Origin of the sequence: Sphingobacterium sp. HSC-15S19 (assembly GCF_050433745.1) — a bacterium.
Classification (GTDB): domain Bacteria; phylum Bacteroidota; class Bacteroidia; order Sphingobacteriales; family Sphingobacteriaceae; genus Sphingobacterium; species Sphingobacterium siyangense.
In genome coordinates, this window is sequence record NZ_JBNPWQ010000010.1 from 25,456 (window position 1) to 38,923 (window position 13,468).

General features: G+C 39.7%; 14 protein-coding genes. 7 read left to right on the plus strand and 7 right to left on the minus strand.

Annotated features, from left to right (window positions below):
• Positions 1-39: 39 nt before the first annotated feature.
• The 4 genes from gloA2 to L1283_RS09915 all read right to left on the minus strand — a co-directional run bounded on the left by gloA2 (position 40) and on the right by L1283_RS09915 (position 3,063).
• Positions 40-432 carry an SMU1112c/YaeR family gloxylase I-like metalloprotein gene (gene gloA2, locus L1283_RS09900; protein ID WP_145328632.1) on the minus strand — a complete coding sequence of 131 codons (393 nt, stop codon included), beginning with the start codon at positions 430-432 and terminating at the stop codon, positions 40-42.
• Positions 433-519: 87 nt separating this feature from the next.
• Positions 520-1,581 carry an NADH:flavin oxidoreductase/NADH oxidase gene (locus L1283_RS09905; protein ID WP_088163629.1) on the minus strand — a complete coding sequence of 354 codons (1,062 nt, stop codon included), beginning with the start codon at positions 1,579-1,581 and terminating at the stop codon, positions 520-522.
• 119 nt (positions 1,582-1,700) lie between these two features.
• Positions 1,701-2,417 (minus strand): 3-ketoacyl-ACP reductase, encoded by a 717-nt coding sequence (locus L1283_RS09910; protein ID WP_286848099.1) that lies wholly within the window; start codon positions 2,415-2,417, stop codon positions 1,701-1,703.
• A 58-nt stretch (positions 2,418-2,475) separates the two neighbouring features.
• Entirely contained in the window at positions 2,476-3,063 is a 588-nt protein-coding gene (locus tag L1283_RS09915) for an NUDIX domain-containing protein (RefSeq protein WP_232475558.1), read from the minus strand.
• Between the two features lie 22 nt (positions 3,064-3,085).
• Between L1283_RS09915 and pyrE the strand changes: the two genes are divergently transcribed.
• Positions 3,086-3,736 (plus strand): orotate phosphoribosyltransferase, encoded by a 651-nt coding sequence (gene pyrE, locus L1283_RS09920; RefSeq protein ID WP_070567741.1) that lies wholly within the window; start codon positions 3,086-3,088, stop codon positions 3,734-3,736.
• 19 nt (positions 3,737-3,755) lie between these two features.
• The gene (locus tag L1283_RS09925) at positions 3,756-4,154 is read left to right on the plus strand and encodes an SRPBCC family protein (protein ID WP_075993371.1); all 399 of its coding nucleotides are present in this window, start codon (positions 3,756-3,758) and stop codon (positions 4,152-4,154) included.
• A gap of 53 nt (positions 4,155-4,207) precedes the next feature.
• Here the strand turns inward: L1283_RS09925 and L1283_RS09930 are convergent, their stop codons facing one another.
• Entirely contained in the window at positions 4,208-4,924 is a 717-nt protein-coding gene (locus L1283_RS09930; RefSeq protein ID WP_075993370.1) for a superoxide dismutase, read from the minus strand.
• Between the two features lie 261 nt (positions 4,925-5,185).
• Here L1283_RS09930 and L1283_RS09935 point away from each other — a divergent pair, with 261 nt between their 5' ends.
• Both L1283_RS09935 and L1283_RS09940 read left to right on the plus strand, forming a co-directional pair.
• Positions 5,186-6,232 carry a ferredoxin--NADP reductase gene (locus L1283_RS09935; protein ID WP_075993369.1) on the plus strand — a complete coding sequence of 349 codons (1,047 nt, stop codon included), beginning with the start codon at positions 5,186-5,188 and terminating at the stop codon, positions 6,230-6,232.
• 122 nt (positions 6,233-6,354) lie between these two features.
• Entirely contained in the window at positions 6,355-8,283 is a 1,929-nt protein-coding gene (locus tag L1283_RS09940) for an acetoacetate--CoA ligase (RefSeq protein WP_088162212.1), read from the plus strand.
• Between the two features lie 91 nt (positions 8,284-8,374).
• On the opposite strand, the gene L1283_RS09945 is transcribed toward L1283_RS09940, so the two are convergent.
• Positions 8,375-9,982 carry an acyl-CoA carboxylase subunit beta gene (locus tag L1283_RS09945; RefSeq protein ID WP_088162211.1) on the minus strand — a complete coding sequence of 536 codons (1,608 nt, stop codon included), beginning with the start codon at positions 9,980-9,982 and terminating at the stop codon, positions 8,375-8,377.
• Positions 9,983-10,136: 154 nt separating this feature from the next.
• On the opposite strand from L1283_RS09945, the gene L1283_RS09950 reads away from it, so the two are divergent.
• The 3 genes from L1283_RS09950 to L1283_RS09960 are packed head-to-tail and all read left to right on the plus strand — an operon-like array spanning position 10,137 to position 12,908.
• A complete protein-coding gene (locus L1283_RS09950) occupies positions 10,137-11,285 on the plus strand; it encodes an acyl-CoA dehydrogenase family protein (RefSeq protein ID WP_070567729.1) in 1,149 nt (382 codons plus the stop codon).
• Between the two features lie 6 nt (positions 11,286-11,291).
• Positions 11,292-12,131 (plus strand): hydroxymethylglutaryl-CoA lyase, encoded by an 840-nt coding sequence (locus tag L1283_RS09955; RefSeq protein WP_286848105.1) that lies wholly within the window; start codon positions 11,292-11,294, stop codon positions 12,129-12,131.
• Positions 12,132-12,908, plus strand: coding sequence for an enoyl-CoA hydratase/isomerase family protein (locus L1283_RS09960; RefSeq protein WP_088162209.1), 777 nt, complete (start codon positions 12,132-12,134; stop codon positions 12,906-12,908). It begins immediately after the preceding gene.
• Here the strand turns inward: L1283_RS09960 and L1283_RS09965 are convergent, their stop codons facing one another.
• Complete coding sequence (locus L1283_RS09965; RefSeq protein WP_088162208.1) at positions 12,909-13,385, minus strand: hypothetical protein; 477 nt, start codon at positions 13,383-13,385, stop codon at positions 12,909-12,911.
• Positions 13,386-13,468: the final 83 nt, after the last annotated feature.

Genomic DNA, 13,468 nt, shown 5'->3' on the forward strand with positions numbered 1-13,468 from the left:
AGAAAGCGGCATTGGTTTTAATCAATGCCGCTTTCTGTTTTAACGTTCGTATAGTTCTATTGGTACCTGATCAGGATCAAAGAAGAATGTAAAGCATTTATTTGTTAACTCGTCTATTCTGATCCCTTCGTGTGATACACCTGCTTTTTCGAGCTTATTTAATTCTAGGTCGAGATTATCGACTTCGAATGCAAGATGTCTTAAACCGGCGGCTTCTGGAAAGCTGAGCCGATTAGGCGGTGATGGAAACGAAAAAAGTTCTATAATATAATGATCATTGAGTTTGAGATCCAGTTTGTAGGAATCACGTTCCACACGATAGTATTCTCTAGCAATCTCTAGGCCCAGTATGTCAGTATAGAATTTCTTTGAACGCTCATAATCACTACAGATAATAGCGATATGATGTATCTTGTTGAGGTTTAATTTCATTTTTAAATCTTATCTCATTGTGTTTGTTATACAAGGTTGTTCCTTAAGGATATGGATCATCTACAGACTATTTTACAATGTTTCATCTTATTTTGCTCTTTCATATTGTTTAGGCCAGGGGATGTCAGCATCTAATTCTTTGGCAAAATGTAATGGAAGATGTGGATCATCAAGAAATCCCCGTGCGATTAAGATTAAATCAGCTTGCTTTTGTGCGATGATCTCAGACGCTTGAATAGCCGTTTTGATTAAACCTACTGTGGCAACGTTATTCTTGGTATGTTCCTTAATCGCGATGGCGAAAGGGAGCTGATATGCTGGTCCGACATCTATTTTTTGATAGGAGACCAAGCCTCCACTCGACACATCAATTAAATCTACCCCCAATGTATACAGTAGTTGCGATAAGGCTATAGACTGCTGTAGATCCCAGCCTGCTTCGGCCCAATCTGTTGCTGAAATACGTACCCATAAACTTTGGCTTGTTATTTCTCGTTTTACTCTTTTCACAATTTCAATAAGAAAACGTATCCTATTTTCAAAGATCCCGCCGAAAGAGTCTGTCCGTAAGTTGCTCAGTGGTGAAAGAAATTGATGGATCAGATATCCATGTGCAGCGTGGAGTTCAATAATTTCATAGCCTGCCTGTATGGCTCTTTTCGTTGCTGTTCCGAATTGTTCAATCAGATTTTCAATGGCGTCTAGATCAAGCTCCTGTGGTTCATAATCTCCAGCATGGAAAGGGATCGGAGATGGGGCGACTGTTTGCCAACCCTGTGGATCCGTTGGTGAAAATTGATTCCGCCCGACCCAAGGTTTATTACTGCTTGCTTTGCGGCCTGCATGAGCAAGTTGTATGCCCGGTATGGAATTATTTTCTTTAATGAACTCGGTTATTTCTTTTAGTTTTTCGATATGCTGGTCCTCCCATAAACCAAGGTCTCCATCACTGATTCGACCGTCAGGGCTAACTGCTGTTGCTTCCTGTATTACTGCTGCAGCTCCGCCGATTGCAAACTGGCCCAAATGAACCAAATGCCAGTTATTTGCAAAACCATCTTTTGCGGAGTATTGGCACATTGGAGATACGACCAAACGATTTTTCAATTGGAGGTTTCCAATATTTACTGATGAAAATAATTGACTCATAATTGCGTGTTTATAGAAGGCAGGAGCAAGGAAAGCTCCCGCCTTGATCAATTCTTTGTTTTGTAAAGAGAGCCCCTCAGAAGCCTTTATTTAAATCTTTGCGAACCGTGGTTCAACTGTTAAGGATTTGTAGACCATAAAGATGCTGATTTTAGCATTGCTCTTCTTGGTAGTTTTAAATTGGCAACTACTAACTCTGCGAAATCTTCAGGCTGGAGAACTTTTTCTGGATCGCCATCGGTAAGTCCAAGTTCTTTGGACATATCGGAAGCGATCGTGCTTGGCATTAACGTACATACACGAATATTGTTTTTCCGTACTTCCCGCATTAAAGAATCGGCGAAGCCGATGACGCCAAACTTTGACGCACTATAAGCGGAAGTGGTGGCCGCGCCATTTAATCCGGCAGTCGAAGATACCATAATGATATCGCCTTGATTTTTTTCAATCAGTTGTGGAAGGATAGCTTTTGTAACAAAGTATGTACCCAAGAGATTGGTATGAATGATCGATGTCCAATCGGCAACGTCCATGTCGAGCACAGAGGAAAATGATGCCACTCCCGCATTGTTAATTAAGATATCAAAGCTGCCGAAAGTGTTTTTCAGTTGCTCGATCTCCTGTTGTACAGCACTATAATTTGATACGTCAAAAACGGCATAAGTGACCTCAGTGCCTAGCTCGGCAAGTTCCGCAGCCGTATTCTTCAAAGCAGCTTCATTTCTCCCAGTAATCGCGATATGAACACCTTCTTTCGCTAATGCATAGGCAATTGCTTTTCCTAATCCCCGCGCGCCACCTGTAATTAAGGCTCTTTTTCCTGTTATATTTTCCATAACATAAAAATAGGTATGATCTTTTTTATTCGTGTCAGATGAACCTCAAAAAGGCAACTTATTTTGCCTTTTTGAGGATATTTTCGATAATAGGGTAAGTATTGTTCCGTATGTCTTCAAATTGGTCCACATGACGCCATTCCGCTTTTGTAATATCTTCTGCGGTTTGTGGAATCAATTTAGGGACTTTGTTGACTCCCATTTCATACCAGTTTGTTGCTTTTAGGACGAATTCTCCATTTCGCAAAAAATAAGTATGGTATGATGTGGTAATTTTTTTTCCTAAGTAGTTGATTTTAATGCCACATTCCTCTTCAACTTCGCGTACAGCTGCTTCCCGCATTTTTTCATTGTCTTCGACTTTACCTTTAGGGAGGTCCCATTTTCCTAATCGGTAGATAAAAAGATAATCTCCATCACCGTTTTTCACCAATCCACCGGCTGCTTTGATGAGCTTAATTTTATTTTTTAAGTTTTGAAATACAGTTTCAAAATCCTTGTTGATGTAGAGATATGTTTTTGGAACTTTATCAATTTCAGATTGTTTGAAAAGTTTTTGGAGGTCAATCTCTTGAAAACTAATTGTTTGTGGGTTTTTGGTTTTCGATGGAACAAAATCTGCTAAAATTAGCACGGTTTCGTTCATATAAATTTTATAAATTTGCGCCATGAATAATTTAAATGAGGTTGAACAAAAAGTTGCTGAATCCTTATTGCAAATTAAAGCAATAAAATTGCAACCTAAAAGTCCTTTTACATGGGCGTCGGGTTGGAAGTCTCCAATTTACTGTGATAACCGTATCACTTTATCTCATCCTGCGATTCGTACATACATTCGTCAAAAGCTTTCTAAGCTTATTCAAGAAGAGTTTGGATCAGTGGATATGATTTCTGGAGTTGCTACGGCAGGTATTCCACAAGGCGTTTTGGTAGCACAGGATTTGGGACTACCATTTTCTTATGTTAGAAGCTCAGCTAAGGACCATGGTCGTCAGAATTTAATTGAAGGTGAAGTAGTTAGCGGTCAACGTGTAGTTGTAATAGAAGATCTAATTTCGACAGGTAAGAGTAGTTTAGTGGCTGTAAAGGCATTACGTGAGGCTGGCTGCAATGTTGTTGGGTTGGTGTCTATTTTTACTTATGGATTGCAACAAGCTACTGATAATTTTGCCGATGCAAAATGTCCTTATTTCAGTTTATGTAATTATGATGCTTTGATTCAGGTCGCTGCTGAAAATAGTTATGTATTGGAAGAGGATATTGAGATCTTGAAAAAGTGGCGATTGAACCCTGCAACTTGGGGAGATAATTTTCAATAAAAAAGATTAATTTATCGTTATGACTACTATTCAGAACACAACAGAAATCAACAAAAATGTCAGCGCGGTGTATGCATTTTTGGCGGATCTCAACAATCATGAACAGTTGATGCCGGAAAATATCTACAATTGGTCTTCGACTACGGACGAAGCTCGATTTACAATTCAGAATATGGCAAAATTGGCTCTTAAGGTAGAAGAGCGTAGTGAGAATCAATTTATTAAGTTGGTTCCGTCGGAGAAGGCGCCTTTTGAAGTTGCTCTTCGTTGGGAATTGCAAGTTGTTGCTGATACGGTGACAAAGGCAACCTTTATTATAGATGCTGATCTCAACATGATGATGAAGATGATCGCTTCTGGACCACTTCAAAAATTAGTTGATTTTCAGGTCAACAAATTAAAAGAAAAGTTGGGATAGGTTGTTCATAACGGATATAAAAAAAAGCTCGATTAGTAATAATCGAGCTTTTTTTATGCTAGTCTTTCATTGACTTTTTTCCAATTCACAACATTCCACCAATTTTTAATATAATCAGCTCTTTTGTTTTGGTAGTGCAGGTAATAAGCATGCTCCCATACATCAAGGCCTAAAACGGGGATACCTTTTACCTCTGCAACATCCATTAAAGGGTTGTCTTGATTTGGAGTAGAGGTAATTTTTAAGTTACCTGAGTCATCCAAAATCAACCAGGCCCATCCCGAACCGAATCGTGAGGTTGCTGCTGCGGCAAATTGTTCTTTGAATTTGTCTAAAGAACCAAATGTCTTATTGATCATGGTCAATAATTTTTCAGAGGGCTGGCTCGGCTTATCGGACAGACTTTCCCAAAAAAAGTTATGGTTCCAAGCTCCACCAGCGTTATTCCTTGCTTTAGGAGAGTACTTAGATATGTTTGCTAGAAGTTGCTCCTCTGAGGCTTCTTTGATGTTTTCAGCAAGAATGGCTTCGTTAACGGCGTTAATATAGGCCATATGGTGCCTTGTATAATGGATTTCCATTGTCAACGCATCAATATTAGGCTCCAAAGCGGCATAACTGAAAGGTAATTTTACTTGGGAAAACTTTAAGGTAGCGGCATTTAATTCAGTAGCTTTCGCGGAAGCAATATCTTGTAATATTGATCCAGATACAGCGATGCCTAGTGTAGCCTTTGCTGCATTTTGAAGGAAGTTTCTGCGTGTTTGCATATAATCTTATTGTGATTAGTTTTGATATAAATATAACGTGAAATTTTACAAATATTGTGCAAGAATTGTCTGTTAATTGTAATACAACAAAATTGTTATAAATTCATCTTTTAGGGTGGCATATATTGTTTTGAATTTTGGTTTACGATATTTATGTAACATATAATTTGCATGCTTTTAAGAACGCTTCAAGGTAGTCTTAGGGCAGGTATCCAGAGAATTATAATTGTTTATAAAGGCAAATTTAGCTAAGTTTGATTTATGTATACATTAAGGATTTCAAAAATTATCCCCCAACCTAATAATAACATTACTTTTCAGCTTGAGTCTATAGCAGGAGACTATCCTTCCTATAAAGCTGGGCAGTTTATTACACTTTCTTTTGTGTTTGGTGATCGTGAGGTACGTCGTTCTTATTCTTTTAATAGTTCGCCTGATAATAATGAGCCCTTAAGTATCACTGTTAAGCGTGTCGAAAATGGGGAAATATCCCGACTGCTCCACCATACTATTGTGGAGGGGGATATCGTGAATGCAATGGAACCTCAGGGTTTATTTGTATATGAACCTGAAGCAGAAAAGGTTCGGACCTTATTTTTGTTTGCTGCAGGAATTGGCATTACACCCTTGTATGCTATTCTGAAAACAGCGCTTCTTGCTGAAAGTAAGTCCAAAATAGTTTTAATTTACAGTAATAGTACGCTGGAGTTAACACCGTTCCGATCGGAATTGGAGCACTGGGCAGATCGATTCCCTGACCGCTTAACTATTGTGTGGATTTACTCCAATAGTAAATACTTGATGAAAGCCAGGTTAAATAGAGACTATATACATGCTATTGTTAACGATCATTTGTTTGGAAATAAGGAAGATGCTTTGTTTTATACTTGCGGTCCTGTGATTTATATGGACTTATGTCGTTTTACACTTTTGGGGATGGGGTTTGATTCCAATCAGATAAAACGAGAGACATTTCTATTGCCCGAAAATGAAGAGGATGATGATGATGAGACTGAAAAGGAAGTCGATACAACAACCTATGCCATCGAACTATCTTTTCAAGGTAAAACTTATCATCTAGAGGTTCCCTACAATAAATCTATTTTAGATATAGGGCTGGAACATAAAATTAAGTTGCCGTATTCTTGTAAATCCGGTATGTGTAGTACGTGTATTTCGCAGTGTACAAGGGGGAAAGTAAGAATGGACTATAATGAGGTGTTAACAGACCGCGAAGTTGAACAAGGAAGAATACTGTTGTGCACGGGGCATCCGGTAGAAATGAATACAGCTATTGAAGTGCTATAATTGAGCATTCGTATTTAATCCAAAAATATGCTGTGCAGTTATGGGGTGCCAGAAATATTTAAAATTGCATATACAAGTAAATTTATCTAAGTTTGGATATAACCGTTTTATATCTAACTATTATGGGGAAATTACTCTGGAGCCCAACAGAAGAGCAAAAATCTCAATCTGAGATCAATAAGTTTAAACAATATGTCGAGAAGGAGCATGGCGTATTCTTTCCATCCTATCAGGAGCTTTGGGCATGGTCTACGACGGAACTGGCTAGTTTTTGGAAGAGTATAGCCGCCTATTTTAATATAAAGTTTCATTCAGGCTTTACAACTATTGTTGATTCGCCAACAGATCCTACAAGCTTTATCGGAACAAAATGGTTTGCTGGGGCTACCTTGAATTATGCTGAACACGTATTTCGAAACACAACGAAAAAGCGTCCGGCATTAATCTTTCAATCTGAACAGCAAGTTAAAAGAGAGGTGTCATGGACTGAGTTGGAATCCATGGTTCTCAAACTTCAGGTCTATTTGAAAGAACTAGGGGTACAAAGTGGAGATCGCGTTGCTGGTGTATTGATTAATGGCATTGAAGCTGTTGCGTTATTTTTAGCTGCTAATTCCATCGGTGCTATTTGGTCCTGTTGTTCGCCCGATTTTGGGGAGGCGAGTATTCAGGATCGTTTTGAGCAGATTGAACCCAAAGTGCTCTTCGCAAATTCCAGTTATTACTATAATGGCCGTCTTTTTGAAAAAGCGGAGAGTATTAAACAACTTTCTCTGCGGCTACCATCTTTACTGGCTTGTGTTTTGATTGATGACAATATTTGGGAAGAGATTCTGAAAAAGGATCTTACACAGGCTGAGCTCCAATTTACGGCAATGCCTTTTGACGCACCAATATGGATTTTGTATTCTTCCGGAACTACCGGGAAGCCCAAAGCCATTACACATGGAGTTGGTGGTATGCTATTAGAACATATGAAAGCACTTGGACTGCATCAAAATGTGCAAGACGGGGATCGATTCATGTGGTATTCCACTACTGGATGGATGATGTGGAATTACGCACTTTCGGCCCTTTTAATGGGAAATACATTGTGTATATATGATGGGGCTACGAATTATCCCGATAAATTAAGTTTATGGAAGTTTGCACAGGAAAGCAAGGTTGACCATTTTGGTGTTGGCGCTGCTTATCTCATCTCCTGTCAGGATCAAGATTTAAGATCCTTGGCTTATCAGCCGAAAACAATAGGATCGACAGGTTCACCACTTCCACCAGATGTATTTGAATGGCTAAATCTACAGTTTCCAAAGAGTCAAATTGTCTCGCTAAGTGGTGGTACAGACGTTTGCAGTGCCTTTCTTTCGGGGTGTACATTGCTTGATGTTTATGCAGGGGAGATCCAATGTCGCACTCTAGGCTCTAAGATAGAAGCATTTGATGAGCATGGTCATCATCTTTATGGAGAGGTGGGAGAACTTGTTATTTTAGCTCCCATGCCCTGTATGCCCATCTATTTTTGGAATGATTTGGCGAATAAAAAATACTTTGATAGTTATTTTGATAAATATAGCGGTGTTTGGAGTCATGGTGATTGGATTAAGATCACTGCACATGATGGAATAATTATGTACGGTCGTTCAGATGCAACGCTAAACCGCGGTGGCGTACGTATCGGTACTGCAGAGATCTATAATGTTTTAAATAGAACCAAAGGGGTCTTGGATAGTTTGGTTATCTGTGTAGATCATGAAAATGGATCATCTGATATGTTGCTTTTTGTTCAATTGGACAATGGTTTATTGAATGATGCGTTAAAAGGGGAGATTAAACGGGAGCTTCGGCAACAATATAGTCCGCGACATGTGCCTGACGATATTTTTCAGGTATCGGCTATTCCTTACACGTTAAGCGGTAAAAAACTGGAGCTGCCTATTAAGAAGATTTTTTCGGGAATGACTGTAGAAAAAGCGGTGTCAGTAGATATTATGCGGAACAGAGAATCTTTGTTAGACTTTGAAGCGATCAGTAAAATCTGGAGAAGATCTTAAGTATAGTATGATATAAAAATACCTAATTAGAAAACCCCTCGGATGACGAAGTTTATCGTTTGAGGGGTTTTCTAATTTAATTTTACTCCACTCAGACCTGTATAACACCGACATTATACCGTTCTAGAATAGGTTTTTCGTTGGCAGCTTCAATTCCCATGCTGATGACTTTTCGTGTTTCTTCAGGCGCTATAATTCCATCAACCCATAATCTTGCAGCAGCGTAATACGGACTCAGTTGCTCGTTGTACCGATCTTCTATTGATTTAAGGAGACTGTTTTTTTCTTCTTCATTAATTTCTTGACCCTTGGCTTTTAAAGCTGATTCTTGGATTTGAAACAGTGTCTTGCCTGCAGCGGCACCGCTCATGACAGCCATTTGGGCAGTAGGCCAAGCGTAGATTAGTCGTGGGTCATACGCTTTTCCACACATCGCATAGTTTCCTGCGCCATAACTATTTCCAACAATAAAAGTGAATTTTGGAACTACGGAATTGGCCATTGCATTTACCATTTTTGCTCCGTCTTTGATAATCCCCCCTTGCTCTGATCGGCTTCCTACCATAAATCCAGTGACGTCCTGAAAAAACACAAGCGGAATGTTCTGCTGGTTGCAATTCATGATGAAGCGCGCTGCCTTATCTGCTGAATCACTATAGATAACCCCGCCCATCTGCATTTCCATTGCGTTACCGGGTTTCTTGGCTTTGATAATTTCACGTTGATTGGCAACAATCCCGACAGCCCAACCGTCTACACGTGCGAGGGCGCAGACAATGGTTTTTCCATAATCGGGTTTGTATTCCTCTAAAGTATCTGCGTCTACAATTGCATTCAAGATATCCTGCATGCGATAAGGTTTTGTTCTGTCTTCGGGAAGAATCTCTACTATTTTACTCGGATCTGTTTTTGGAGGAAGGCTTTGCTTTCTGTTGAAATTAGCTTTTGGATTTCCACCGATTTTATCGATAACATTTTTTATGGCCTCTAAACAACTTTGGTCGTCGGGAAATTTATTGTCTGTCACGCCGGATATCTCCGAATGGGTAGAAGCTCCGCCGAGTGTTTCAGCGTCTACGGTTTCACCTATCGCAGATTTGACCAGGTATGGGCCTGCTAAAAATACAGAGCCTGTTCCTTCGACGATAAAGGCGTAGTCGGACATGATAGGGAGATAAGCGCCACCTGCCACGCAACTTCCCATGATTGCTGCAATTTGAGGTATTCCCATGGAAGACATTCGGGCATTGTTACGGAATATGCGGCCAAAGTGTTCTTTATCGGGAAATATTTCATCCTGCATCGGTAAAAACACACCTGCAGAATCTACCAAATAAATGATTGGAAGATTGTTTTCCATGGCAATTTCCTGTGCGCGTAGATTTTTCTTGGCAGAAATAGGAAACCAGGCTCCTGCTTTTACGGTTGCATCGTTAGAGACGATGACACATAGTTTGGATTTTACATAGCCCAGTACCGCTGCACAGCCCGCATTTATGCATCCACCATGTTCTTTATACATTCCCTCGCCGGCAAACATGCCTATTTCCAGATATTCTCGGTCTGGGTCCAGTAGATATTCTATTCGTTCCCAGGCTGACATTTTACCCTTTTCTTTCAGTTTTTTTATTTTATCGATGCCACCACCTAGTTTTAAATTTTCTCTTTTTTGGCGAAGTAATGCGAGTAGCTCCTTCATAATTTATAATCTTGGTTTTAAAAAGCTGTTGAATTAAGAATTTCTTATTTTTAGATAAATTTAAAATAAAATTTTAAAATATTTGCAATTTTATTCCTAAATATTTTGATATATTTGAATTGAATTACCGATTGTAAATTTAATATTCATGCTTATGTTTATTGAAAATAAACAACAAATGGATATGATCAGACAAAGTGCACGAGATTTTGCACAGTATCATATCAAACCTTATGTGATGGAATGGGACGAAGCCCAAATATTTCCAATAGAAGTTTTTAAAAAGTTAGGCGAACACGGTTTCATGGGTGTGATCGTTCCTGAAGAATATGGTGGATCGGGACTCGGATACCAGGAGTATATTACCGTTTTGGATGAGATTTCCAAGGTGTGTGGCTCAATTGGACTTTCCGTAGCGGCGCATAATTCGTTATGTACAAATCATATATTAAGCTTTGCCAGTGAAGAACAGAAGAAACGTTATCTTCCAAAGTTGGCGACAGCTGAATGGATCGGTGCCTGGGGACTTACAGAGACCGGTTCTGGTTCGGACGCTGGTGGAATGACGACATTTGCTGAGCGAGATGGTGATCACTACGTGTTGAATGGTTCTAAGAATTTTATTACGCATGCCATCAGTTCTAGTGTTGCTGTCGTTATTGCGCGGACGGGGGCTAAGGGAGATAAAAAAGGGATGTCTGCTTTTATTGTTGAGAAAGGTACACCTGGATTTACCGCAGGAAAGAAAGAAAATAAATTGGGGATGCGTGCCTCAGAAACTGCCTGTCTGTTTTTTGATAATTGTCGGATTCATCGGGATCAACTCATCGGTGAAGAAGGGCAGGGCTTTGTGCAGGCCTTAAAATTATTGGATGGCGGACGTATTTCTATTGCGGCACTTTCTTTGGGTATTGCACGCGGAGCTTACGAGTGCGCGTTGAAATATGCGCACGAGCGTGAGCAGTTTGGGAAAAAGATTTACGAATTTCAGGCGGTTTCTTTTGCGCTAGCAGATATGGCGACACAGGTGGAAGCCAGTGAACTGTTGACGAGGCAGGCAGGCTATTTAAAGGATCATGGAGATCGTGTTTCTAAAATTGGTGCGATGGCTAAACTTTATGCGTCGGAGGCTGCCGTTAGTGTTTCGAATGAATCTGTACAAATCTTTGGTGGTTATGGATTTACAAAGGACTATCCTGCCGAGAAGTTTTTTAGAGATGCCAAGTTATGTACAATAGGTGAAGGGACTTCAAGCATTCAGAAAATGGTGATCGCTAGAGAGATTGAGAAAGATATTTTATAGCATATTATGAGGGATCAAGTTGTGTTGATTGATTGCCCAAGAGACGCTGTTCAAGGGCTTCATAACTTTATTGAGACGGATAAGAAAATTAAACATATCAATACGTTGATCGAAAGTGGGCTGTTTGATGTTATTGATTTTGGATCTTTCGTTTCGCCGAAAGCAGTTCCGCAGTTGGCGGATACAAAAATAGTACTGGAAGGAATCAGAACGAATGAAAAAGTGAAGTTATTGGCGATTGTCGCCAATCTTCGGGGCGCGCAGGAGGCAGCTCTAGAGGAAAAAATCCACTTTTTAGGGTATCCATTTTCAATATCGGAAACATTTCAACTTCGAAATACCAATATGGGCTTGGCGGCTTCTTATCAGCAGGTAAAAGAAATGAAAGCTTTGGCCGACTCGCAGCATAAATCTCTGGTTGTTTATATTAGCATGGCTTTTGGAAACCCATACAGTGACCCTTGGTCCCCGCTTTTGGTAGAAGAGTGGATTGGAAAATTATGCGATCTTGGCATTCGGGAATTTTCTTTGGCAGACACAACTTCAGAAGCCGATGCAAATCAGATCTCAGAATTATTTAGTTTTGTTAAAACTCGTTTTCCAACACTGGAAGTAGGCGCACATTTTCATGCAAGGCGAGAGGAGAGTCTTGCAAAGATTGAAGCAGCTTATCTGGCGGGTTGCCGTAAATTTGAAGGCGCATTGCTCGGTTATGGCGGTTGTCCATTTGCAAAAGATGATTTGGTCGGTAATATACCTTCAGAGCTGTTGTTGCATTATTTTGGACGAGGAACTGATGCTGAAATAATCGGATTGGAGCATAGCTTCAGACAAATGATTTTGTAGATGGAAAAACTGAATTTTATTAAAGTGCACGTTGAGGGGCATGTGTTCAACTTGACCTTAGCCCGTTCGGATAAAAGAAATGCTTTTAGTCCGACAATGGTGAGCGAAATAGCCTATGCATTGAATCTGGCGAATAGCAATCCTGATGTTCGTTTAGTACAAATAGAGGCTGAAGGTCCGGTGTTCTGTGCTGGTATGGATCTTAAAGCTTTTGAGGACCCTACATTAGATATTGGAAATTCGGCAATTCCCAAGGTTGAAAAGTCACTGGCAGAAATATTTGCCTGTTTAGATAAGCCTTCAATCTGTGTTGTTAGGGGAGATGTTATTGCAGGTGGTTTTTTGATAGCATTATCCTGTACGTATTTATTTGCTCTCCCACATGTACGTTTTTCTTTGCCTGAAGTGAAAATTGGGCTCTTTCCATTTCAGGTGTTGGCGTTGCTTACAGAATATATGCCTGAAAGAAAAGCCATGGATCTCTGTATCAGTGGTCGGTCTTTTTCTGCGGAGGAGGCTTTGAAAAGGGAAATCGTTTATGGCATCCTGGATGCTGAAGAAACAGTATTGATTGAATTGAAAAGGACGATCTTGGAAAATGCTCCCTTGGCCATATCACGGGGTTTTGTAGCACTGCGAAAATTAAAAGAGCAAGATTATGATGATAAGTATAACTTTCTATTGGAGAGCTTGGCGGATTTGCGTAAAACCAATGATTTCAAAGAAGGAATGGATGCAATGCGAAATAAGAGAAAAGCCAACTGGCAAAATAGCTAATTAAAATGATCGAAAACTAGGTCTGCTTGTCAGCGGCGAGAATTCCCAGGGAATGGAGCTAAGAACGATCAGGAGAGCTAGTCCAAACCAGATTAATAATATTTTAAAACGTCGATCGTTTGTATCGGCGTTTTTGCTTTTAAGGGCACCTATTGTTAAGCAGATTGCGGCAATAATCATCATGCTACTGTGCTCCATGCCAAAGAAGCGAATTTGCCTGAGGTGAACTGCTTCGTCAAAATGTTGCAGAAAGTACTGTGTGATGGGGCTCAGTACATAGAGACTAAAACCTAAAAATAGCTGAATATAAAAAGAAATAACCGTAATTTTTACAAGAAATTGATCGGTAGGGGAGAATGGAAGTTCCTTTTTTCTTTTGTAAAAAAAGTTCACGAGACTAATCGTTACTACAATCAATACCTCCCATCTCCATAAAGAATGCATCGCTAGAATGAAAGGATAAATGTAATTCATCATACAGACAAAGATGGTAATAAAATAGATTTAAAGCTATTTTAAGCAATATCATCACATAAAATAAACGAAGGTTTTTCATCAGT